19 protein-coding genes are annotated in these 21,340 nt (G+C 59.6%); 8 read left to right on the top strand and 11 right to left on the bottom strand.

Annotation, left to right across the window (positions count from 1 at the left end):
- Nucleotides 1-32 precede the first annotated feature (32 nt).
- Entirely contained in the window at nt 33-866 is an 834-nt protein-coding gene (locus QOL84_RS03170) for an AraC family transcriptional regulator (RefSeq protein WP_283436135.1), read from the top strand.
- 28 nt (nt 867-894) lie between these two features.
- On the opposite strand, the gene QOL84_RS03165 is transcribed toward QOL84_RS03170, so the two are convergent.
- A complete protein-coding gene (locus QOL84_RS03165) occupies nt 895-1,482 on the bottom strand; it encodes a LysE family translocator (RefSeq protein ID WP_283436134.1) in 588 nt (195 codons plus the stop codon).
- A 267-nt stretch (nt 1,483-1,749) separates the two neighbouring features.
- On the opposite strand from QOL84_RS03165, the gene QOL84_RS03160 reads away from it, so the two are divergent.
- The gene (locus tag QOL84_RS03160) at nt 1,750-5,478 is read left to right on the top strand and encodes a hypothetical protein (RefSeq protein ID WP_283436133.1); all 3,729 of its coding nucleotides are present in this window, start codon (nt 1,750-1,752) and stop codon (nt 5,476-5,478) included.
- Between the two features lie 85 nt (nt 5,479-5,563).
- On the opposite strand, the gene QOL84_RS03155 is transcribed toward QOL84_RS03160, so the two are convergent.
- Both QOL84_RS03155 and QOL84_RS03150 read right to left on the bottom strand, forming a co-directional pair.
- Entirely contained in the window at nt 5,564-7,810 is a 2,247-nt protein-coding gene (locus tag QOL84_RS03155; protein ID WP_283436132.1) for an ATP-binding protein, read from the bottom strand.
- A complete protein-coding gene (locus tag QOL84_RS03150; protein WP_283436131.1) occupies nt 7,807-8,421 on the bottom strand; it encodes a biliverdin-producing heme oxygenase in 615 nt (204 codons plus the stop codon). Before QOL84_RS03150 ends, QOL84_RS03155 begins: the two co-directional genes overlap by 4 nt.
- A 275-nt stretch (nt 8,422-8,696) precedes the next feature.
- Between QOL84_RS03150 and QOL84_RS03145 the strand changes: the two genes are divergently transcribed.
- Nucleotides 8,697-9,317, top strand: a complete 621-nt coding sequence (locus QOL84_RS03145; protein ID WP_283436130.1) for a LysE family translocator — start codon at nt 8,697-8,699, stop codon at nt 9,315-9,317.
- A 3-nt stretch (nt 9,318-9,320) separates the two neighbouring features.
- Here QOL84_RS03145 and QOL84_RS03140 read toward each other — a convergent pair whose 3' ends face one another.
- Entirely contained in the window at nt 9,321-9,734 is a 414-nt protein-coding gene (locus QOL84_RS03140) for a VOC family protein (protein ID WP_283436129.1), read from the bottom strand.
- A 217-nt stretch (nt 9,735-9,951) separates the two neighbouring features.
- Between QOL84_RS03140 and QOL84_RS03135 the strand changes: the two genes are divergently transcribed.
- From QOL84_RS03135 to QOL84_RS03125, 3 genes are read left to right on the top strand one after another with little or no spacing between them, the layout of a single operon-like run.
- On the top strand, nt 9,952-11,034 hold the full coding sequence (locus tag QOL84_RS03135; protein ID WP_283436128.1) for a bifunctional transcriptional activator/DNA repair enzyme AdaA: 1,083 nt from the start codon (nt 9,952-9,954) through the stop codon (nt 11,032-11,034).
- 33 nt (nt 11,035-11,067) lie between these two features.
- Nucleotides 11,068-11,865, top strand: a complete 798-nt coding sequence (locus QOL84_RS03130; RefSeq protein ID WP_283436127.1) for an isocitrate lyase/PEP mutase family protein — start codon at nt 11,068-11,070, stop codon at nt 11,863-11,865.
- Between the two features lies 1 nt (nt 11,866).
- On the top strand, nt 11,867-12,484 hold the full coding sequence (locus QOL84_RS03125; RefSeq protein WP_283436126.1) for a DNA-3-methyladenine glycosylase family protein: 618 nt from the start codon (nt 11,867-11,869) through the stop codon (nt 12,482-12,484).
- Between the two features lie 168 nt (nt 12,485-12,652).
- On the opposite strand, the gene QOL84_RS03120 is transcribed toward QOL84_RS03125, so the two are convergent.
- From QOL84_RS03120 to QOL84_RS03110, 3 genes are all read right to left on the bottom strand, one after another.
- On the bottom strand, nt 12,653-13,750 hold the full coding sequence (locus tag QOL84_RS03120) for an extracellular solute-binding protein (protein ID WP_283436125.1): 1,098 nt from the start codon (nt 13,748-13,750) through the stop codon (nt 12,653-12,655).
- Nucleotides 13,751-13,752: 2 nt separating this feature from the next.
- Nucleotides 13,753-14,877 (bottom strand): agmatine deiminase, encoded by a 1,125-nt coding sequence (gene aguA / locus QOL84_RS03115; RefSeq protein ID WP_283436124.1) that lies wholly within the window; start codon nt 14,875-14,877, stop codon nt 13,753-13,755.
- A 100-nt stretch (nt 14,878-14,977) separates the two neighbouring features.
- Nucleotides 14,978-15,862, bottom strand: coding sequence for a LysR substrate-binding domain-containing protein (locus QOL84_RS03110; protein WP_283436123.1), 885 nt, complete (start codon nt 15,860-15,862; stop codon nt 14,978-14,980).
- A 231-nt stretch (nt 15,863-16,093) separates the two neighbouring features.
- Here QOL84_RS03110 and QOL84_RS03105 point away from each other — a divergent pair, with 231 nt between their 5' ends.
- On the top strand, nt 16,094-16,582 hold the full coding sequence (locus QOL84_RS03105; RefSeq protein ID WP_283436122.1) for a GFA family protein: 489 nt from the start codon (nt 16,094-16,096) through the stop codon (nt 16,580-16,582).
- A gap of 61 nt (nt 16,583-16,643) precedes the next feature.
- Here QOL84_RS03105 and QOL84_RS03100 read toward each other — a convergent pair whose 3' ends face one another.
- The 3 genes from QOL84_RS03100 to QOL84_RS03090 all read right to left on the bottom strand — a co-directional run bounded on the left by QOL84_RS03100 (nt 16,644) and on the right by QOL84_RS03090 (nt 19,441).
- Complete coding sequence (locus QOL84_RS03100; protein WP_283436121.1) at nt 16,644-17,930, bottom strand: ATP-binding protein; 1,287 nt, start codon at nt 17,928-17,930, stop codon at nt 16,644-16,646.
- The gene (locus QOL84_RS03095; protein WP_129396146.1) at nt 17,931-18,638 is read right to left on the bottom strand and encodes a response regulator; all 708 of its coding nucleotides are present in this window, start codon (nt 18,636-18,638) and stop codon (nt 17,931-17,933) included.
- A 194-nt stretch (nt 18,639-18,832) separates the two neighbouring features.
- The gene (locus QOL84_RS03090; protein WP_283436120.1) at nt 18,833-19,441 is read right to left on the bottom strand and encodes a MiaE family protein; all 609 of its coding nucleotides are present in this window, start codon (nt 19,439-19,441) and stop codon (nt 18,833-18,835) included.
- A gap of 158 nt (nt 19,442-19,599) precedes the next feature.
- Between QOL84_RS03090 and QOL84_RS03085 the strand changes: the two genes are divergently transcribed.
- Nucleotides 19,600-20,463 (top strand): universal stress protein, encoded by an 864-nt coding sequence (locus QOL84_RS03085; protein WP_283436119.1) that lies wholly within the window; start codon nt 19,600-19,602, stop codon nt 20,461-20,463.
- A 101-nt stretch (nt 20,464-20,564) separates the two neighbouring features.
- On the opposite strand, the gene QOL84_RS03080 is transcribed toward QOL84_RS03085, so the two are convergent.
- Nucleotides 20,565-21,035 (bottom strand): DUF1289 domain-containing protein, encoded by a 471-nt coding sequence (locus QOL84_RS03080; RefSeq protein WP_045123298.1) that lies wholly within the window; start codon nt 21,033-21,035, stop codon nt 20,565-20,567.
- Nucleotides 21,036-21,340 lie beyond the last annotated feature (305 nt).

Below are 21,340 nucleotides of genomic sequence, written 5' to 3'. Positions count from 1 at the left end.
ACTCGGGCACTGGCCTGCCGGGAATAATCACAATGAAACACGCTGCCGCCAAAAACCCTGAAAAAGCCCCGCGCTTCTGGCGCGACGACACCCTGCCCTTCATCGAAGCGCGGGCCATCGCCGATGGCCGCGAAGTCTGTTACGCCCGGCATTCCCACGCGCATTTCTCGATCGGTGCGATCACCGCCGGGCGCAGTACTTACGTGCATGAGCAGGCGCAATTCGAGGTGGCGGCGGGCACGGTGGTGTTGATGAATCCCGGCGATGTGCACGCCTGCAACCCCATCGATGATCAGCCGTGGTCGTACGTGATGTTGTATGTCGAGACGCCATGGCTGACGGATTTGCAGCATCAGTTGGGCTTTGCCGAGGATGTGGAATTCCGACGGTTCTCGGCCACGCACTTGCACGATGCCGAGCTGTTTCGCGACTTGACCGCGCTTTACCAAGTGCTGGTCGACGAGCAGCAGGATGTGCTGCGTAAGCAGAGCACGGCGGTGGAGTTTTTCAGCGATCTGCAACTGCGCCTGAATCCTGCCGGGCAAGCGTTGCGCGAACCGAATTTCAAACTTGAGCGCGCCGCAGAGTTCATCCGCGAACATTGCACCGACCTGCTCAGCCTCGACGCCATCTGCGCCGCGGCGCAGCTGTCACCGTCGTACCTGATCCGCGCGTTCAAGCAGCATTACGGTATGACCCCGCATGCGTTTCTGGTCAATCAGCGCATCCAGTTCGCCCGCGAGCGTTTGCGCAGCGGTCAGTTGATTGCCCACGTCGCGCTGGAGGCCGGGTTTGCCGATCAGGCGCACTTTCAGCGGGCCTTCAAACAGCATCTGGCCGCAACACCTGGGCAATATCGCGGCTGACCGATCCGCCACAAAGGTTGTGGCAGGGTCAGGTGAACAGCAGGTAGATCGCACTGACAGCCAGCAACAGCGCCATGCTCCGATTGAACCAGCGCATTCCCGCCGCGTTGCTCAGATACCCACGCAAAAACGTCCCGGCATACACCCAGCAGCCCACCGACAGATAACAGATCACCAGATATACCGCTGCAAACTGCCAGACCAGCCACGCCTCGCCATCCGCCACAAACGCACCCATTCCCGCCACACAGGCCAGCCAGGCTTTCGGATTGAGCCACTGCATCACTGCGCCATAAAGCATCGATGGCGCCCGCGCAGAATCCTTTGCGTGCAACTGCCCGTCATCGCTGGCCAGTTTCCAGGCCATGAACAGCAGAAATGCCACCCCGGCCAGTTGCACCACCCGGGTCAGCGATGGCCACAGTTTCAGTACCTCATGCAACCCCAGCCCCATCAGCACCAGCAACAGCACAAAACCCAGTGTGGCCCCCGCCACATGCCGCTGGCTGGCCCGGAAGCCGAACTGCGCCCCGGAGCTCAACGCGACGATATTCACCGGTCCAGGGGTAATCGACGCCACCAGGGCAAACGCCGCCATCGACATCATCAGACTCATCGCACACCTGCTTCAAATCGGGGAACAAGGCGCCAAAGGTAGCCACCACCGCACGCTGGTGTATTGAACAAAATCACCCACCACCGTCGCCCTGCAAGTTGAGGTCGTCGCCCCTGCTTCAGCAAAAAAAATTCTGACGCTTCATACAACCCTTATACATCTCGACACTTTTAACAACAGCCTGAAACCTAAAACCAACACCCACCAAAGTTGCATGATTTATATTCCCGACCACTTAACGAGTAGCCACTTAACGTTGACTGTGAGTTGCGTTATATCAATCCAAAAACAGAAGAAACCGATATGGACATTAGCCGCAACCTGTTTGCCTCTCCCCCTGCATCCGCTGACGCGAAAGAGCGCTTCAGTATTGCCAGAGCGCTGGAAAACCGACAATTTCTCAGGCAGACTTTTCGTGTTGACGAAGACTTCATGCAACTTGCCACGGAGGTGGTTTCGCAAAGCCAATTCGACAATGAACACCTCGCTGGAAAACTGCTCCTGAAGACATTATGCAAACAGGCGGACTTCATCAGATTCACTGCCACTCTCGCCCTCCCGGACGACCACTTCGTCATGGTAAAAAGCAATGGGGAGGTTTACATAAGTTCTGAAGAAATTGACGCCACAGGCATTTACATTCACTCCACAATCATCACTGACGAACTTTATGAAGTTGAATCGTTGCGGGCCGACATTGAACTTCTGTCTGCTACAGCGTGGCGCACAGGCGGCATTGTATGTTCTGGCAACACAATACCTCTGCGTCACTGGCTGGCCTTTCACGAAATCGATACACCGCAAGACCAGGCAGACATCGCGAACCTGATCGACTGCCTGAACTTCAACATGCCAACAGCGCCAAAGTTCGGCAACTACTGGGGTATTTCCGAGGAAACCCAGGATGTCGCGCTGATAGTCGAGCCAGAGCAATACCCACTGATCCTGCAGAAAACCCGACAGTTGATGACCGATGCGGGCCGGCACACCGAGCCGCTGATCAACTACCTGACCGATGTGCTGTTGCAGAAGTGGAGCGGCGCGATGGTGCAGGAGGATCCACTATTGGCGTGGGAACACCTGGTGCAAACGAGCGAGGCGCAGAGGTTTGCGCAGAGCTGTTTCGACGCGCTGCCGACAGATGAAACGAAACAGACAATCACCGAGATCACTCGTAGCCGGCTACTCCTGGCCGCCATTGTGCTGGATCTGGACATGGGCTCGGAGGAACGGGTCGAGACGCACCGTGGTTTGCGCTATGCATCGCTCTACGTACACGAAAACGCGGCGCAGGCGCGCGTTCGTCTCAGAGCCCATTTTGAGCAGATCAACCGTGCCAGTCCGTTCGCCGCACTGCTGGCCGTGGAATTGGTGCTGGCCGGGCAATCCCCGGAGTTTCTGGTCGTCACACCCGCAACACTGCAGATCAGCTCGCCCGGCTGGGTAATGTTGCGCAAGTCGGTCCTGCTCACTGAAAGGATCGCACCCGGACTATCGCGCAAATTGTCTTACGACCAACTGATGAAGTTTGCCGCGCTTGCCCCGCTCAGCGATGCCCAACGAACACTGCATCAAATCCTCAATCTGCAGTGCGTGATGGAGTGGGCAAGCATCAACGAACTGATGCCGCGTGAAAACGCAGCGTTATCGGTAGAACAAGTTGCCACAGCGGCAATGAATCACTACAGCACCTACGCCAATGAACTCGAGGCTGCGCTGAAGGCGGTAACCGCTGCCCCGGTCAGCCGACGGCAACTGGCCAGAAAAACGCTGTTCGATGCTGGCATCGATAAACATGGGGAGGTGTTCTTTTCACCGAAGAACAAAGGGAATCGTATTACCGACACAGTGATCAATCTTTATCTCGCCAACCAGCTACAGCGCAAAAATCTCATCAGCCAAGCGAGCGGCCGCAATCTTCACGATGTGCATCCAGGCCTGGCGGCACTCGCGCCAATCAATCAGTTGTATGGCGAAAAACTCAAGCCACAGCACGAAAACTTCAGGTCCGGGCTCAGCACAATGATCCGGCTGGCATTTTCCAACCTCGGCATGAGTGATCGCGAAGCCCTGACACAGGGCGCGTCAACCATCTACCTGGTACGCGGAAACCGCAATATTCAAGGTCACAGCGCGGACCACTTCTCCCCGCACGGGGTGGTCATCCTGTGCCGTTACAAGAAGCAGAATCATTGTTTCGAACTGTTCCCCTTACAGGGTGTATGCCGCAAAAGCGATCGCCTGGCCGAGGCATACGCAAAGGCATCTGCGTTTAACGAAAACACCGGAAGCTTCGACGACACGACCAACGCGGAAACCGGAAATTTTCCGCGCCTGACCTACCTGGAAAATATCGTTACCGAGCACGAAGCCTACTTCAAGGGAGAAGCGCCGCATCAGAGCGAACAGGCCGGCATCAACACATTATTGCCGCGCCATCACTGGCAACTGGAGGAGTATGCACATATCCGCGAGTTCGGCATGTTGCTTGATCGATTGGGTGAGTTTGCCGAGTACGACCAGGCTTCAGGCTGGTACACCTCACCCATGCAAAGTTATCAATCGCCCAGACTCAAGAGCATTGCCGATTTCATTGCACAGAAGAACCCGACCATCACGTATGACGAATATTACCGGATGGGCTATGACCAGACGGAATACGAAGAAAGGCAAGAAGCGTACGAACGCATTGCCAACATCATTCTGAATATCTTCATTCCGTTCAGAGGCTGTATTCAAGAACTCAGCTCGGACGATCCCGATCAACGCAGCGGGGCAGCGTTCAGTTGCGTTATCGATACACTCGCCGTGGCCTTTGTCTTTATCGGGGCTTTCGGGGCCCTGGCCAAGGCAGTGGCCAGCAGCACCCGGCTGTTGAGTCTCGGTCGAGTGGCCGGCAGCGTTCTGGTGTCGCTCTTCAATCCGCTCGACGGGGTGCCGCAACTGATTGTCGGCGCCGGCAAACTGGCGGGCAAAGGCGTGTTGAAACTCGGTCACTACGGCAGTTCGATCACTAAAGCCGGAACCCGTCAACTGCGTCGCCTGACCACCGCCAGTAGTGGCTCCTATGACCTGGTCAAGGCATTGGGAAAAACCGGAGCCGCCGCCGAGATCCGCATGACATTGCCGACGGTGGCGCACGCGCGTGCACTGTTCAAGGACGATACCCTTGAAACTGCGGCCCAGATCCTTACTCGCCTGACGGACAAGACCATTGCGTTGCCGAAGACTGCCAGCCCCTGGGAGCTGGAACACTTGTTCAACAATGCCGTCATCGATGCCACGCGAAAACTGCAAAAAGCTCAGGAGCTTGAGGCGCTGATCGGCAAATCGGCACTCGACGATCTGTTGACGACTGTCCTGTCCAAAAATGGTCTCGATTACAATTCCGCCCGTTCGGCAGGCAGCGGTTATTCCGACCTGCTGGAAACGGTCAGCGAGATCGAGGCGCGCAAGGTCAACTACATGAAAAGCCATCAGCAGAATTTGCTGAAACAGGATCTGGGGGCAGCACCTTACAACGGTGTACTGCCCGAGTCGCACTACAATGCTGGAGCCTTCACCGATAACGCCGAGCGAGCCGGTGCCTGGATCGTTCATGCCTCGAACTCACCCGGCAACGACCTCGACAACATTGTCACTATCTTGCGCGAGTACGCCGCCAGCAATAAATCACTGACCGACCCGGATGTGATCAGACAGTTGCATGTCAGCATCGCACCGGCCACCTCGGACATCGTTCGCGTGGGTGTCAGTGACAAGAAATATGCCAGCAGCATCTCTGGTTTTGCCGTGATGCAGGATCACCTGAAAACTCTGGACACCGCGCACGAACATTTCAGCAAGCAGCTGTTGGGAGCGGTGGTTGGCTTCCACGGCTTTGGTGACGGTAACGGTCGTACGGGCCGTGCGTTGTATGCGATCAGCGAAATAAGAGCTGACCGGTTCAATCCGCTGTCGAAAGACGCGTTCAGCGCGCTCCATGGCCTGGACTGAACCGCAGCAAAACCGTAACGCTGGATAAGCAATCAGCCCGGCCGGCATACACCTGCCGGGCTGTTGTGGTGAGGATCCGCGCCTGTCAGTCGCACACGGCCATCACCGGCACGGTAAACCGGAACTCCGTCCCCTGCCCCGGCTCGCTGCTGGCCTCGATCCGCCCACCATGGGCTTCAACGATGCCCTGCGTGATGTACAGACCCAATCCGGTTCCGGTGGGATTACCCTCCTTCACCGTCCAGTAACGATCAAACACCCGTGCCAGGTTTTCCTTGGGAATGCCTTCGCCGGTATCGCGCACGGTAAACACGATTTCCTCACCCACCGACTTCGCCAGCACGCCCACCGAACCTTTGCGCGGGGTGAATTTGATCGCGTTGCCGATCAGGTTCGACAGCACCTGGAACAAGCGCTCCGGGTCGGCATGGATTTTCAGGTCGGGGTCGGTTTCGAACGAGATGCTGATGTCCTTGTCCAGCGCCAGCGGGCCTAGCAACGACTGGGTTTCCTCGAACATCTGCCCGACATCCAGAATCTGCGGGGCAATGCTGTAGCGCCCGGCATCGATTTTCGAGGTGTCGAGCAAATCCTCCAGCAGCGTGTTCATGCGCCCGGCGGCTTGCTGCATGGTATCGATCGCCGTCGAGATGCGCCGCGAGGTGTGCGGCCCATCGGAGCTGAACGCTTTGTGCAGCATGCCGCAGAGCATCGAGATCACGGTCATCGGATTGCGCAGGTCGTGGGAAACCACCGCCACTAGCTCGTCACGGGCGCGCACCGCTTCCTGTTCGCGACGGACCTGCCGGGCCAGATCGTTTTCCAGCGCCGAACGACGCAGGTCGTTGGCGGCAAACAGATCGCCGTGGCTCCATTTGGCGGAGATGCCCGCCATTTCGACCTTCCAGATTTCGAACGAGGTACGCGGTCGCAGGCGCAGGCCGGCGTCGGAGTTTTCCAGGTCCAGCGGCTTGCGCGGATCACCGCTCCAATTGATGTTTTCTTTGACCTCCGGGCGGAACCACAGCACGCCGTTGTCGACCGGTTTGGGCAGGCTCATGGCAAGCACGCCACTGGCCACTTGCTGATACTCCGCGGCCGGTGGATACACGCTGGCCAGATTATGACTGGCGAACACCGGCTCGCCGCTGTCCTGCAGCCACTTGTGCAGGGCGCGGATCTGCGCAGGCTCCGGGCAGTTGCCGTAACGGTGCAATTGGTTGTCTTCAATGATCGCGATACCGCCGGCGTTGTTCAGCGCCATGAGCACTTGCGGCTGGTTGGCCAGGCCATCGAAAACGTTTTGCGGCGAATCGATCATCGCTTGATTGAGCAGAGCCAGCGCCTCGACTTTTTCTTCACGCTGACGGCTGATTTCCAGCGCTTCCATCGCGCTGATCTGCAACGACAGTACCTGGCCGATGGTCTGGCACGCCGCGCGCAATTCATGCGGCACGTGCAGCGGCTGACGGTTGCCGCAACTGATCAGACCCCAGAGCTTGTCGCCCTTGAGCAGCGAGATACTCATTGACGACAGCACGCCCATGTTTTTCATGTACTGACAGTGGATCGGCGACACGCTGCGCAGGGTGGCAAAACTCAAATCCAGCGGGGTGTCGGTGTCCGGACGCAGCTTCGGCAGCAACGGCACCGGCTGGTAATCGGCATTGGGGATGATCCGCAGCCAATTGGTCCGATACAACTCGCGGGCCTGCTCGGGAATGTCCGAGGCCGGGAAGAACAGACCGTTGAACACTTCCATCGACGGGTCGGACGCTTCGGCGATGACCTGGCCGTGTCCTTCCTCTTCGAAGCGATAGATCAGCACCCGGTCGTAACCGGTCATGGCCTGGATTTCCTTGACGCTGATGTCGTACAGCGCCTGCAACGAGGTAGCCGCGTGCAGACGCTGGAGCATGCGCCCCAAATGGGTCTGGTTGCCGGCGACATTGCGCGGCTGGAAGTTTTCGACGTGGATTTCCAGCTCCAGAATCAGCACGCCCTGATGCCGGTGCAGCAAGCCATCGAACGCCGTGCCATTGAGGCGAAAGTGCAGCGGCGGCGTGTCGGACAATGCCGGTTGCAGCATGGCCTCGCGCACTTGCGCGGCCTCGGCGTCGCCGATCAGTTGCACCAGTGGCTGGCCGATCAGGCCGAGCGGCTCACGGTCCAGCAGGGTTGCAACGTTGGCGCTGACCTGAACGATCTCCAGCGCAGGCTCGCTCAGGGTCAGCAGCAAGCCGTGCGGCTGGATCGCGCCGGGGAAACGGATCGGCTCGTCGGCACAGTTCGCCAGCAGCTCTTCAAAGGCTTCTTTGTCTTGTGGGGTCATGCCAATACCTCCCGGCTTTCGAGCCAGCGCTCGAAACAGCTGAATGTGGTTTGTGCCGCTGTGACGACGGCGGTGCGTTCGTCGGCGCTGATCGGGCGATTGCCCAGATATTCGATGAAGTCGCGCCAGCGGCGACCAGTGGCGGCGCCATAGATATCGAGAAACGCCGCGCCATTGTCGGCTTCCAGGCCCAGTCGCGTGGCGATCTCGCGGCGCAGGATCTGCCCGCCGAGTGTCGCGCCTTCAAGTACGTAGAGCGCGCCGAGGCAGGTGGCGCCGGAGTCGATGACGGGCAGTTGCTCGCATTGCGGCAGACGTTGCAGCGCTTCGGCGTCCATGCCCAACGCTTGCAGGTCGGCGCGCAAGGTTGGTGCCTTGAGACGTGGCTGCAGATCAAAGTCGCAGGGGATCGAACCGCTGTTTCGCAAGGCGTTTTCCAGCGGCAGATAGAAGCCGTAATAGGCCTGCATCAACCGCACAAAAGCGTGTTTATCGAGGGTATCGGAGAAAAACGGAAGGCGTTTTTCCAGTGCGATGTGCAGTTCGGCAGTGCCGGCTCGCAGATCTTGCAGCACCGGTGGCACATAAACTTCACGGGCCTTTGCTTGCATGTAGATCGCTCTTGATAGGGCCGCCTGGGGCCGTGCGGGGTGGGTGAAACAAGGGGGGCAAGTCTTGCACGGCAACCGTCGTTTGTTGATCGACCGGAGAGTTTTTTTGCCGAAACCATCGCCCTCTGAGGGTTTCAGAGTTGCAGCTTGTGCAAAAAGTTCGACCGCGTTGTCCAGCATGGCCGGGCTGTACCGCGACAGCGCCGCCTGACTGTATGGGTCTGACGGCGTGTGGGCTGTGATAAAAATGGCGCACTCGTTTCTGGAGCGCCGTCATGGACCTCGCCACCCTCTCGCTGTTTCTCCCCGCCTGTTTCGCCCTGAACATGGCTCCCGGCCCGAACAACCTGTTGTCGGTCAGCAACGCCACGCGCTATGGCTATCGCCGTGCCTTCGCCGCCGGTATCGGACGGATTCTGGCGTTCGCCGGGATGATCGCACTGGCCGGCGCCGGGTTGTCGGTGGTGCTGCAAACGTCCGAATGGCTGTTTCATGCGATCAAGATTATTGGCGCGGGGTATCTGCTGTATCTGGCCTGGCAATTGTGGCGCGCCAATCCCGAGGCCGAACAGCACGTGGCGGGAGCGTCGGTGGGCTTGTTCAGGCTGGCACGTCAGGAGTTTCTGGTGGCCGCCGGCAATCCCAAGGCGATTCTGCTGTTCACCGCATTCCTGCCGCAGTTTGTTGATCCAGCGCGCCCGGTGCCGGCGCAATTTGCCGTGCTCGGCGCGCTGTTTCTGTTGCTGGAATGGATCGCCATCGCTGCGTATGCCTGGATGGGCCTGCGCATGCGCCGCTGGTTCGCCGAGCCGCGCGGCAAGCGGATGTTCAACCGCTGCTGCGCGGGGCTGCTGTCGGCGGCGGCTTCAGTGCTGTTGCTGGCCAAACGCGCGTGAGGCTTACGCTTCGGACGGGCCTTTGAGTTCGACCTGATTGCCGTCCGGATCGAAGCAATACAAAGACAGGCCATAACCTTCAGCGCCAAAGCGTCGAGCGGCTTTTTCCACGGTCAGTCCGGCCGATTGCAGGTGCGCCGTCAACGCTTGTTCGTCGAACGGCTCGATGCGCAGACAGAAGTGATCGACATTGCGCCGCTCGGCACCGGCCGCCCCGCCGCCCTTGCGCCCGAGTTCACCGGCCAGGTCGACGAGATCGATCATTGAGGTGCCGGCACGCAAGTGCACCAGCCCCAGCGGTTCGTTGTGCCTGACCACCTCGGCGCCGAACACCCGAGCGTAGAAATCGATGCTGCGTTGCAGGTCTTTTACGCGCAGCACAATGTGATCAATATGTTGAATGGAAAACGGATGCATAAACCAACACCTCACAATCTCTGTAGGAGCTGCCGCAGGCTGCGATCTTTTGATTACCGGACGCGGAGCGTCCCCGGGTGCATTCCCACGCAGAGCGTGGGAACGATCATCAAAAGATCGCAGCCTGCGGCAGCTCCTACACAGTAGATCAGCAGACGGAAAATTCACTGTCGATTTTTCGGTGGAGCCATCGAGAATCTGCTTTTACAGTCATGCCATGAACATACAGACCGCTGTCCTGCCGCCCCACGCCGAGATGGTTCGCGCCATGCTCGAACGCGACACTGCCTATGAAGGCGTGTTCTTCACGGCCGTGAAAACCACCGGAATTTTCTGCCGCCCCAGTTGCACGGCGCGCAAGCCGAAACCGCAAAACGTCGAGTTCTTCGCGCACGCCGATGAATGCCTGACCGCCGGTTATCGCGCCTGCCTGCGCTGCAAGCCACTGGACGCCGCAGCCATTGCGCCAGACTGGGTGCAGCGCCTGCTCACTGCCGTGGAAGCCGCCCCTGAGCTGCGCTGGAGCGATGCGCAACTGCTCGCCGCAGGCATCGAACCGTTGAAGTTGCGGCGCTGGTTCAAGCAGCATTTCGGCATGACTTTCCACGCTTGGCTACGTACTCGGCGGTTGGGCATGGCATTGGGCGGGATCAGACAAGGCACCTCGATTGATCATGCCGCGTTCGACTCGGGTTACGAATCGCTCAGCGGTTTTCGTGACGCTTTCCAGAAGTCCTTCCACATCACACCGGGCCGCGCCGAACAGAGCGAGCCGCTGCTGTTCACCCGGCTGACCACGCCACTGGGGCCGATGATCGCCATGGCCGAACGCCGTGGATTGGTGTTGCTGGAGTTTCTTGATCGACCGGCGCTGACCGGCGAAGTTGAAGCGTTGCAGAACCGCTACGGCTACGCGGTCGCGCCGGGGCATAACGCACACTTGCAGCAGATCGAAGAGGAACTGGCGGCCTACTTCGCCGGCAAACTGAACGTATTCACGGTGCCGTTGCATTTGCCCGGCAGCGAATTTTCCCGACAGGTCTGGGCGGCCCTGCTGCAAATTCCTTACGGTCACACCAGCACCTACGGCACCATCGCCGCAGGGTTGGGCAAACCCGGCGCGAGTCGCGCGGTCGGGTTGGCCAACGGGCACAATCGGCTGTCGATTGTCGTGCCTTGTCATCGGGTGATTGGCGCGGATGGCTCGCTGACCGGCTATGGTGGAGGACAACCGCGCAAGGCATTCTTGCTGAGGCTGGAAAACGCCGCGCTGCAGCTCACCCAACCGTTGGCTTTCTGACAAATTTTGCACCATCAACAACAAGGAATTTCGATGAGCACGCTTGACACCCGCTTTCACCAGTTGCATCAGCAAGGCCTGTTGATCCTGACCAACGTCGCCGACGCCACTGGCGCGCGACTGGTCGAACAGCTCGGTGGCCAGGCCGTCGCCACCAGCAGTGCGGCGGTGGCCTGGGCCCACGGTTATCCGGACGGCAACACCTTGCCCCTCGAACGCCTGGTATCCACGGTGGAATCGATTGCCCGGGTGATCAGCGTGCCGTTGACCGTGGACGTCGAGGCCGGTTATTCCGATGACCTCGGGCGTGTCGCCGAGGTGCTTGAAGCGGTCATTGCGGCGGGTGCCGTCGGGATCAATATCGAGGACGGTTCCAACGCGCCGGAGTTGCTCGCGCGCAAGATCGAGGTGGCGCGGCAAATCGCCGACAAACGTTCGGTCAAGCTGTTCATCAATGCGCGCACCGATGTCTATCTGAAAAGCCTGGTGCCGGCTGAAGATCGCGTCGCCGAAACCCTGCGGCGCGCCGCGTTGTATCAGGCGGCCGGTGCCGATGGCTTGTTTGCCGCCGGTGTCACCTCGGCCTACGAGATCGAAGCGATCTGCAAAGGCACGACGCTGCCGGTCAACGTACTCGGCTTCGCCTGCCTGCCCTCGCCCGAAGAACTGCAAGCGCTGGGCGTGCGCCGCTTGAGCGCTGGCTCCGGCATCGCCGAATTCCTTTACGGGGCGATGGGCGGGCTGGTGAAAAGCTTCCTCGCCAGCGGCAAACTCGACACCCACGACCTCAAGGCCTTCACGTATGGCGAAGTCAACGGCTTGCTGAAATAACATGCCCGAGCACTATCAGGCAGCGAGCGAATTCCTCGCTGCGCTCGACCCGCACTGGCAGCAGCACATTGCCGCTGTCGGCCCGTGCCTGCATCAGCCGCATCCGGCGCGCGATCCTTACGAGTCGCTGGTACGGGCGATCGGCTACCAGCAACTGCATGCCAAGGCCGGCGACGCGATCATCGGACGGTTGGTCGGATTGTTTCCCGGGCAGTCATTCCCCCGCCCGGAACAAATCCTTGCGACCGATTTCGAACGGATGCGCAGTTGCGGATTTTCCGCCGGCAAGATTGCGACGATTCAGGGCATTGCCCAGGCAACGCTGGATGGCGTGGTGCCGGATTACGCCACGGCGCTGGCGATGGACGATGAAGCGTTGATCGAACGCTTGATCAGCCTGCGCGGAGTGGGCCGCTGGACCGTGGAGATGCTGCTGATCTACAGCCTGGAGCGCATGGACATTCTGCCGGCCGATGACTTTGGCGTACGTGAGGGCTATCGGCGGTTGATGGGACTGGAAGTGCAACCGACGCGCAAGCAAATGATCGAAATCGGCCTGGCGTGGAGCCCTTATCGAACGGTGGCTGCGTGGTATTTGTGGCGTGTGGCCAAGAGATAGACCGCGTTATCGTTCTTCGCGAGCAAGTCCGCTCCCACAATGATCTGTCTCTGTACAACACAAATCCCTGTAGGAGCTGCCGCAGGCTGCGATCTTTTGATTTTTATTTTAAAAAACAGGATCAAAAGATCGCAGCCTGCGGCAGCTCCTACAGGGGGATTTGCGGGGTCAGAGGCCGGATTTCAGGCGGCTGAATGCGCGGATCAAGGCGCGATTGAAGGCTTTGCCGTTATCGTTTTTGCTGTACAGCGTGGCCCTGACGTCGGCCGAGGGGTAGGTGCCCGGATCATTGCGGATCGATGCATCGACCAAGCCATCCGCCGCCGTGATCGCATTGGCGTAATGAATGGTGTCGGTGATCGGCGCCATCACTTCCGGCGTCATTAAATAATCCATCAACGCCAATCCGGCCTGAGGGTGCGGGGCGTCCTTGGGAATGACCATCGCGTCAAACCAGATCAATGTGCCCTCTTTCGGAATCCGGTAACTGAGCTTGAATGGCTTGTTCGCCGCCTGCGCCTGTCCCGCCGCAATCGCCACGTTGCCGTTCCACGACATCGCCACGCAGGTGTTGCCGTTGGCCAGATCGCTGATATTCAGATCATTGTCGAAGTAGCGGATGTACGGGCGGATCTTCGCCAATTGCTGCTCGGCGAGTTTCAGGTCATCGAGGTTCTGCCGGTTGATGTCCAGGCCCATGTACTTCATGACCGCGGCGAACACTTCGTTCGGGTCATTAAGCAAACTCACCCCGCAGTCGGCAAATTTCGAAACCACCGCCGGATCGAACAGCATCGCCCAACTGTCCGTCGGCGCATCAGGCAGACGTTGCTTGATCGCCTCCTCCTGATACCCCAAGCCAGTGGTACCCCAAGCGTAGATGCCGGCGAAACGATTGCCCGGATCAAACACCGCCATGTGCTGACGAAACTCCTCGCCAACCCCGGCAAAGTGTGGCACCCGGGCCTTGTCCAGCGGCTGGATCGCGCCGCTTTCAATGGCCCGCGACAGATGCTGGCCGGCGGTCAGCACCAGGTCGTAGCCGCTGCGCCCGGTAAGTAGTTTGGTCTCGACGGTTTCCAGCGAGTCGAAGTGATCGGCGACCACATGAATGCCGGTTTTCGCCTCGAAATTCTTCAAGGTGTCCGGGGCCAGGTACTCGCCCCAGATGTACAGGTTGACCACCGGTTTCGCGGTGTCGGCGGCCTGCACACACAAGGGTGCAAGCACCAGCAATAACGCTTGAGTCAGTTTGTGCAGGCGCATGGTCAGGCTCCCTTCTTGTGGTCGGGCGTGCCGGCGTATTGCGGCATGGTGATGCACGCGACGTTGCCGCCACCGAGGAGGATTTCCCGGGAGTTTTCGATGCCGACGATTTTGTGCTGCGGAAACAGTTCGGCGAGCGTCGCCAGTGCGGCCTGATCCTGACGATCGCCAAACAGCGGCACTACGATCGAGCTGTTGCCGGCGTAATAGTTGATGTACGACGCGCAGATTTTAGTGCCGGCCTGGCGGGTGTGGGTGCTGTCCTGCTGATCGAGGCCTTCGGCTTCTTCGGCGGTCCACTCCAGCACATCCGGTTGCGGCAGTTTGTGCACGATCAGCTCGCGGCCACGGCTGTCACGGGTGCTGCGCAGAATATCGTAGGCCTCCTGATAGATTTCCCATTGCGGATCGTCGCGATTGTCGGTCCATTGCAGCACCACTTCGCCGGGACGGACGAAACAGGCGAGGTCATCGACGTGGCCATCGGTTTCGTCGAACTTGCAGCCGCGCGGCAGCCAGATCACTTGTTCGGCGCCGAGGTAATCGGTGAGCCTGCGGGTGACTTCATCCTTGCCCAGATGCTGGTTGCGATTGCGATTGAGCAGGCACTGTTCGGTGGTGAGGATGCTGCCCTGGCCGTCGCTCTGGATACCGCCGAGTTCGGCAATCAACGGCGCGCGGTAGCGGTCGAAACGCTCGATTTCAAGGATCTTGCTGGCGATCTGATCGTCCTTGTCCCACGGGTAGTAGAGGCCGCCGTCGAGACCGCCATAAGCATTGAATTCGAAGTCGACGCCGCGCACTTCGCCGCTCTGGTCATTGACCACAAAGCACGGGCCGCTGTCGCGAAACCAGGTGTCGTTGCAGGTCATTTCCACGACGCGTACTTGCGGCGGCAACTGCCGGCGCGCGGTGGCGAATTGCGCGGCCGAGGCGCAAACGGTGACCGGTTCGCTGTGGGAGATCGCGGTGACGATCTGCACCCAGACTTTCTGCGCAGGCTTGGCGCCGTTGCGCCAGACGTCGGTGCGCTCCGGCCAGCCGAGCCAGCAGCCGGACTTGCTTTCGAATTCGCCGGGCAGACGGAAGCCGTCGTGTTTGGGGGTGGAGTCGAGCAAACGTGCCATGGTCAAACCTCGTTGTTCGCGATGGGAATGACCACAGGCTACGGTCGCAGGCAGAGCCCCCGCCAACGATGATTATTGCGGAACAGTTGAATTCAACTCATCAATCCGTCAGTTGATCGTTGAACCATTCGAGCATTTGCGCGACTGCCGGACGCTCCATGCGCAGCCGTTCACAGACCAGCGCGTATTGGCCGAGGGCGGTCATGCTCGAGGCGAATGGCCGCACCAGCCGACCGTTCTGCAAATCTTCCTGCGCAGTGAGGTTGTCGCCCATCGCAACGCCCTGCCCTTGCGCCGCCGCTTCCAGCGCCAGCCCGGCGTGGGCGAAATACAACTGGCGCTGCGGGCGCAGATCGCCGGCGTGGCTGGTGAGCCATGCGGTCCAGGTCTTGCCGTCCTGATCGTCGTGCAGCAGACAATGGCGGGCCAGATCCTTCGGCGTCTTCAGCGTGCCTTGGTTGAACAGGCCGGGGCTGCACACCGGGAAGAATTGCAGCGCCGGCAACGGTCGGACGAAATAGGCGCTGCTGTCGACCGGGCCGGTGCCGTAGGTGATTGCCAGGTCGATGTCTTCGCCGGGGGCGCTGGCGTCGATCGGCTGTTCGTAGAGGTGCAAGGTGATGTGCGGATAGCGCGCGTAGAAATCGCTGAGACGGCTCATCAACCACTTTTGCGCGAGTTCGGCGGTGACGGCCAAACGCAAGACCGCCAGCGAGGACGGATCGCGCAGTTCATCGCAGGCATCGCCGATCAGTTCGAAGGCTTGTTGCAGGCTCTGCATCAGCCGTCCGGCGGCGATGGTCGGGCGAATCTGCCGGCCTTCGCGGATGAACAGCGACACGCCAAGTTGCTCTTCGAGCTGGCGGATCTGGTGGCTGACGGCGCTGTCGGTGACGCACAGTTCAGCGGCGGCCCGGCCGAAATGCGCGTGACGGGCGGCGCATTCGAAGGTTCGCAGGGCGGCCAGTGAGGGCAGTCTACGCATGGGTTGGGATCCCTGTTTTTAGGACGACATGCTGACCGCACCTGTCGCACGAGTCCAGTAGGAGCTGCCGCAGGCTACGATCTCTTGATGGTGTATTTTGAAGGGCCAGATCAAAAGATCGCAGCCTGCGGCAGCTCCTACAGGGGAAACGCTTGCCAGCGATGGCGGCAGCGCATTCACCACAACTCTTCTAGGCTGAACCGAACCCATCCAGCCCACCGGAGGCCCCTCATGCACCTCGAAGGCTCCTGCCACTGCGGCGCCGTCACCTTCAGCCTGACCAGCGCCCACCCCTACCCTTATCAACGCTGCTACTGCTCGATCTGCCGCAAGACCCAGGGCGGTGGTGGCTATGCGATCAACCTCGGCGGCGACTCGGCCAGCCTCAAGGTTCAGGGGCGCAAACACATTTCGATCTACCACGCGAAGATGAAGGACGAAGGCGACAAACGTGCACACCGCAGCACCGCCGAACGGCATTTCTGCTCACTGTGCGGCAGCGGTTTATGGCTGTTCAGCCCGGAGTGGCCGGAGCTGATCCACCCCTTCGCCTCGGCCATCGACACGCCGTTGCCGGTGCCGCCGGAGCACACGCACTTGATGCTCGGTTCGAAGGCTTCGTGGGTTGAGGTGAACGCAAAGCCCGCAGACAAGCAGTTTGAGGTTTATCCCCAAGAGTCAATTGCGCAGTGGCATGAGCGGTTGGGGTTGCTCAGATGAGTGGGGAATTGTGGTGTGATTGATGGCCTCTTCGCGAGCAGGCCGGGACTGGCAACGCAGATCAATCCAGATGCGCCCAGGTCATCCGAAACGATGCCCCGCCCCATGCCGATTCACCGACTTCGACCTGCCCGCCATGCGACTGCGACACTCGTCGCACCAGCGCCAGGCCCAAACCAAACCCGCCGGTACGCCGATCGCGGCTGGCATCCAGCCGCGAGAATGGCTCGAAAATCTTCTCGCGCCCATCCAGCGGCACTCCCGGCCCGTCGTCGTTGACCCGCACCTCGTAGTATTCGCCATTGCGCTCCAGCGTCACCTCCACGCGCTGCTCGGCATAACGAATGGCATTGCGCAGCAGATTGATGACCGCCCGCGCCATGAACCGCGGTTCGATGCGCACGGTGTCGAGCCGGCAATCGCCAATCAGCAACTGCACCCCCGCCGCTTCCGCTTCCAGCGCCACGCTGCCGACGACGCTGTCGAGCCAGTTGGCGGCCTGGATGTTTTCGCGCTTGATCACCGTCGCGCCGCGCTCAAGGCTGGCGTAGGTCAACAGTTCGGAGACCATCTCTTCCAGCTCGCCGAGATCGGCATACATATCGGCAATCAGCTCGCGGTTCTGGCTGGCGTCCGGTTGTTGCTTGAGTTGGTCGAGCTCAAACGACAACCGCGCAATCGGCGTGCGCAGTTCATGGGACACAGCGTTGGTCAGTTCGCGCTGATTGGCGATCAAACCTTCGATACGCGCCGCCATCAAATTGAAGTGCTCGGCCAGGTCGCGGATGTTCGAGCGTTTCGACAATTGAATGCGCGACGACAAGTCATTGCCGCCAAAACGCTCGGCGGCCAGCCGCAGTTTTTCCAGATCACGCCAGTGCGGACGCACCCAGAAGAACAGGACGATACCGATCACCACGGCAATCATCAGGTACGCCGCGACGATGTAGAAAGGCATCAGGCTCGGTTCGGCGGGCAGGCGAATACTCAGCAACTGCGGGCCGCCATCGATGGCGGAAATGTATTGGCTGTATTTGTCGCGGATGACCAGCAAGCCATCGGCCAGCTCGGTTTTTTCCTCGTCGGTCAGGTTCAGTTGGCCGGCATCGACCAGCGTCAGCCCCAGCCCGTAGTGCGGGCGTATCGATTGCAACTGGTTTTCCCGCGCAGGGCCATCGAGTTCACGTAACTGCTGAGTGAGCGTCCAGGCCTGACCGCGCACGGCTTCACGGTTGTAGTCGCGTTGCTGATAATCGAGCAGCGCATCGAACGTGTGTTCAACCGTCTGCAACGCCAACACCAGCCCCACCGTCATGACCAGAAACAGCCCGAAAAATAACCGCAGCATCTACAGCTCCCAGGCGAACGGATTGAACAGATAACCTTTGCCCCACACGGTCTTGATGCACACCGGCTCGCGAGGGTTGTCCTTGAGTTTGTTACGCAATTTGCTGATGTACACGTCGACGCTGCGATTGAGCCCGTCGAAGGCAATGCCGCGCATGCGGTTGAGAATGTCGTCGCGCGAGAGCGTCTTGCCCGCCGCACTGGCGAGCAGCCACAACAGCTCGAACTCCATGGTGGTCATTTCGATGACTTCCCCGGCCAGGCGCACTTCGCGGCAACTGCGGTCGATCCTCAAATGGCCGAACTCGAGCAGGCTGACCACATTGCTGTCCGGCACCTGCCGCCGTTGCAACGCGCGCAGGCGGGCCAGCAATACCGGCGGTTTGATCGGTTTGATCACGTAGTCATCGGCACCCGATTCCAGGCCGAGAATGTGGTCGAGGTCGTCTTCCTTGGCGGTCAGAATCACGATCGGCGTATCCGACACGCTGCGAATTTCGCGGCACACGTGCAGGCCACTCTGCCCCGGCAGCATCAGGTCGAGCACCACTACTTTCGGCTTGAATTCGAGAAACGCGGCCACCGCCAGATCGCCGCGATGCACCGAGCGGACTTCGTAGCCGTGTTGTTCGAGGAAGTGGGCGATCAGCGCGGCAAGACGCTCGTCGTCTTCCACCAGCAGGACTTTGCCAAAACCCAGATTATCCATATCGACCGTGTGCCAACCCATGTGTAAGGGCCGACATTATGGCGACATTCGTGGGCGAGGGCCGTTTTGCGCTGATGTTTCATACTCTTAAGAGTTTTTAACAATCACACGCGCAAAGATCGCAGCCTTCGGCAGCTGCTACATCTTGAATGCATTTCCCTGTAGGAGCTGCCGAAGGCTGCGATCTTTTGATCTTAACGGTTTACAGGCACACCGCTGTGAAAGCGGAATTCTTCATCCGGCGATTCAATCAGCTCTTGCTCGGCAGCGCGGACTCGCTCGATCACCTGCGCAACATCCTTGGCATCGCCGTACTGATAAGCGAGCTTCAGATAACCCTGAAAATGCCGCGCCTCGCTTTTCAGCAGGCCAAAGTAGAACTTGCCGAGTTCTTCATCCAGATGCGGCACCAGCGCTTCGAACCGCTCGCAACTGCGCGCTTCGATAAACGCCCCGACCACCAGCGTATCGACCAGTTTCACCGGCTCGTGGCTACGCACCACCTTGCGCAGGCTCGACGCGTAACGGCCGGCATGCAGCTGGCGCAGCTCGATCTTGCGGCGTTTCATCAGGCGCATGACCTGCTCGTGGTGCACCAGTTCTTCCCGGGCCAGACGCGACATCATGTTGATCAGGTCGACGTGGGAATGGTACTTGGCTATCAGGCTCAGCGCGGTGCTGGCAGCCTTGAACTCGCAGTTCTTGTGGTCGATCAGCAGGGTTTCCTGATCGGCCAGTGCGGCCTGGACCCAGGCGTCAGGGGTGCGGCAGCCAAGGAATTCGTGGATTTCGGGAAGGATCATGGGGCTCACGGTAAAGGTGTTCGAGCGAAGGGCGCCGATTATACCGGCCTGCCCGCAGACCACCAGCCGCCCGCGTTGATATGCATCAAGTCGCAGGCGCATGAGCAGCAACTATAGTTGTGCAACGCCGTGCCTTTTCTTTGCTGGAGACTCCGCTCATGCAAGCCATTCGCAGCATTCTGGTGGTCATCGAACCCGAACATTCGGAAAGCCTGGCGCTCAAGCGCGCCAAGCTGATCGCAGGCGTGACCCAGGCCCATCTGCACCTGCTGGTGTGTGACAAGAAGCACGACCACGCCGGCATGCTCGGCGTACTCAAGGCCGCGCTGTTAGCCGATGGTTACAGCGTGACGACCGAACAGGCGTGGAACGAGAGCCTGCACGAAACCATCATTGATGTGCAGCAGGCCGAGGGTTGCGGGCTGGTGGTCAAACAGCATTTCCCCGACAGTCCGCTGAAAAAGGCCCTGCTGACGCCGGTGGACTGGAAACTCTTGCGCCACTGCCCGACCCCGGTGCTGTTGGTGAAAACATCCACGTCCTGGAAGGACCGCGTGATCCTGGCCGCCGTCGATGTCGGCAATGCCGATGGCGAACACCGGCATCTGCACACCACGATCATTGATCACGGCTATGACATTGCCAGTCTGGCCAAGGCGCACCTGCATGTGATTGCGGCGCATCCTTCACCGATGCTGTCGGCGGCGGATCCGACTTTCCAACTGAGCGAAACCATCGAAGCGCGCTATCGCGAGCAGTGTCGGGCGTTTCAGGCGGAATTTGATGTCGATGACGAACATTTGCACATCGAGGAAGGCCCGGCAGATGTGCTGATCCCGTTTATGGCGCACAAGCTGCAGGCGGCGGTGACCGTGATCGGCACGGTGGCGCGAACCGGTTTGTCAGGAGCGTTGATCGGCAATACCGCAGAAGTGGTGCTGGACGAGCTGGAAAGCGACGTTCTGGTGCTCAAGCCGCAGGAGGTCGAGGATCATCTGGTGGAGTTGGCGGTGAAACATTAAAGATCAAAAGATCGCAGCCTGCGGCAGCTCCTACAGGTATTGCGGGCGCCCGACGTCACACAAACCTGTAGGAGCTGCGGCACGCTGCGATCTTTTGAGGTTCAGGCGCCAAAGGCGTCTTTGAGGAATCCGGGGGCGATGTAGCGCTGATAATGCGCTTCCGACAGCAGGAAGAATTCCCGATCAATGGCATCGCGCAATTCCGGCAGGTTCCACTCGCGAAACTCCGGCAGCAACACCATCCCGTACGCTTCCAGATTAATGATCACCCGCGCACCACGAGCGATCAGTTGATACGCCCAGCAATATTCCGATTGATGCGGCACGAAGCGGATCTTGCGCTGTTCGAGCTGCTCGCGCAGGCGCGCCGAATCGAAAATCTCGACCTTGCCCGCCATCACTTGTGACAGCAATTGTTCCAGACGCAGCCACACCGCGCGTTTTTCCTCCTCGTTGTAACCATTCCAATGGATCACTTCGTGGTGGAAACGCTTGCAGCCACGGCACACCAGATCACCGTAAACAGTGGAGCAGAGGCCGACGCAGGGGGTCTTGATGGTCTGATTGGGCATAAAGTAGGCAAAGGCACTGAAACGCGGAACAGGTCGGCATGTTAGCCCTTTGTCTAACATTCATCACCCCTCAAACTTCAGGGACGAACTTACGTTTAATTTTTTTTTGCCGTAGAATCAGCCAGCCTTTTAAGGCGCCAATGTCCGTTAGAAGCTGTTTTCAAAGCGTCACGAGCACAGTCGTTCCTTCAGAGCGGTGTTGGCGAGCGGTTTTTCCAGCGGGGAAAAGCCCATCGCCAACCCTCATCAGCTCCCCGTTCTGCAGGCGTAAAACTTTGAAAGCAGCTTCTGTAAGGAATGGTCGG

Source organism: Pseudomonas helmanticensis, assembly GCF_900182985.1.
GTDB classification, from domain to species: domain Bacteria; phylum Pseudomonadota; class Gammaproteobacteria; order Pseudomonadales; family Pseudomonadaceae; genus Aquipseudomonas; species Aquipseudomonas helmanticensis.
The sequence above is the reverse complement of the archived record's forward strand: the minus strand, read 5'-3'. Positions and strand labels throughout refer to the sequence as shown.